General features: G+C 59.5%; 3 protein-coding genes. All 3 read left to right on the top strand.

The features are described 5' to 3' along the window. Positions 1–478: hypothetical protein (locus BLR85_RS28190; protein WP_244520916.1), on the top strand; the 478-nt coding region annotated here is incomplete at its 5' end. A gap of 27 nt (positions 479–505) precedes the next feature. Further along, positions 506–1,021, top strand: a complete 516-nt coding sequence (locus BLR85_RS28185; RefSeq protein ID WP_093165200.1) for an OsmC family protein — start codon at positions 506–508, stop codon at positions 1,019–1,021. A gap of 27 nt (positions 1,022–1,048) precedes the next feature. After that, positions 1,049–1,555, top strand: coding sequence for a GFA family protein (locus BLR85_RS28180; protein ID WP_093165198.1), 507 nt, complete (start codon positions 1,049–1,051; stop codon positions 1,553–1,555). Positions 1,556–1,892: the final 337 nt, after the last annotated feature.

Genomic DNA, 1,892 nt, shown 5'->3' with positions numbered 1-1,892 from the left:
ACCGACCACCAGCACCCGAAAGCTTCGTTCCAATGGACCAGAGGCCGACCATGCACTAACAATCAACCCGGACCACTCGATGGGGGCAGTCCACAGAGAAGGCAGCAATGACTGGGTGTGCTTACCGGGTGTCGGGCTTATCCCTGGCGACAAGCACCCGATGTGCAATGATCCTGTCTGGATGAAATGGATGGCTGCCGTTGCATCCGGGTCGGAATTCTCCACTGACGTCGTAGGCGTTTCGTACATGCTTCAGGGCGATGCGCTGGTGAACAACGACAATCCCATGGCAACTGACCCCAACGACGGGGACATATGGGTGCAGGACGGACCGCATCTGATGATGCTGTTTCCCGACAGGGACATGATTGCGACCCTGCCACGCGATCCCTTCGTAGGCGGAGCCTATGTCATGTGGGGAGATACCCCCTTGTGGCATGTCACGGTCCCCATTGAGGCCAAGGAAGGCCCCAACTGATCCACAGAAACGTGAAGGGAGAGAACGATGTCGATCGAACACATCCAGAAATCGGTAAATGGCGTAATTGCCTACCTGAAGGAGAATCCTGAAGACGCGGTCGGCACCAGCCCGCCGGTTACGGCGGTCATGGAGACAGGGCTGAGATGCCGCGCCACCGGAGAGGGCGGACAATCCGTCGTCACCGACATGCCCGAGGCGGTTGGCGGAGGCGGCTCCGCTCCGTCGCCGGGCTGGCTGTCCCGCGCGGCGCTGGCGACCTGTGATGCAACAAGAATTACCTTGCGCGCGGCCGAGCTGGGGATCGCCCTGGACACGCTGGAAGTCACGACTGACAGCGTCGACGACGACTGTGGCCTGTTCGGAATGGATGATTCGGTGCGTGCAGGCTCGCTAAGTGTACGCACCCGAGTGACAATCGGTGCAGCCGGCGTCAGCGAAAAAGTCCTGTGGGAGATAGTCGACTACGCGGTGACCCATTCGCCGGTCGCCGACGGATGTCGCCGCGAGACCCCTTCAACGCTGGAAGTTACCATCGCCTGACTTTCCCAAAGCAATAGGTGCGAGCCAATGAACACCCGAACTCACCCGTGCGAAGGCGGCTGCACATGCGGCCATGTACGCTATCAGGTGGAGGCAGATCCCCTGATCGTACACGGCTGCCACTGCCGCGGCTGTCAGAAGAATTCCGGCTCCGCCTTCGCGATCAACGCCCTGTTCGAGGCCGAGCGCGTCAGGCTCGTTTCCGGTACGACAGAGGTGATTTCGGTTCCGACACCGAGCGGCACCGGTCAGGACATTACCCGCTGCTCGAAATGCAAGGTCGCGGTATGGAGCAACTACAACATGGGCGGTCTTCGGAACCATATCCGCTTCGTTCGGGTCGGTACTCTCGACGACCCTGACCGGCACCCGCCAGATGTGCACACCTATACCTGCTCAAAACAGTCTTGGGTCATCTTGCCGGAGAGTGACCGAAGAGTTGATAGGTTCTACAAGTTTGCCGAGACCTGGTCGCCCGACAGCTTGATGCGCCTCGCGGTGATCGAGGAAGTCGCTGGTATCAAGATCTCCTGACCCTCATCAGTGCATGGCACACCGGCCATCGTTCCCGAATGGTGGAAATCGGGAGCCTCAGCGCCGAACATGAAGGTCTCGAGCGCAAGGAGCCAATGCCTGAGTTGGCGGCAAGGAGCGGACATCCGACGTATTTCGTCAGATGTCACAATAGTCGGCAAAACACCAGATCAGCCGACCGGGCGGTTCTTTGGTGCAGGTCGGCATAGCGGCCATTCTGAAAGCTGGTCCCCAATGACAGCATTGGGCCGAGGCTGTGTGAAAACCCGAACCTTGGGTATACTCGTCTTCAACAATCGGAGGCGGGCATGTCGGGCTATATTGAGGGCGTTGACCG

Source organism: Aliiruegeria lutimaris (assembly GCF_900099935.1).
In the GTDB taxonomy this organism is placed as follows: Bacteria; Pseudomonadota; Alphaproteobacteria; order Rhodobacterales; family Rhodobacteraceae; genus Tropicimonas; species Tropicimonas lutimaris.
The sequence above is the reverse complement of the archived record's forward strand: the minus strand, read 5'-3'. Positions and strand labels throughout refer to the sequence as shown.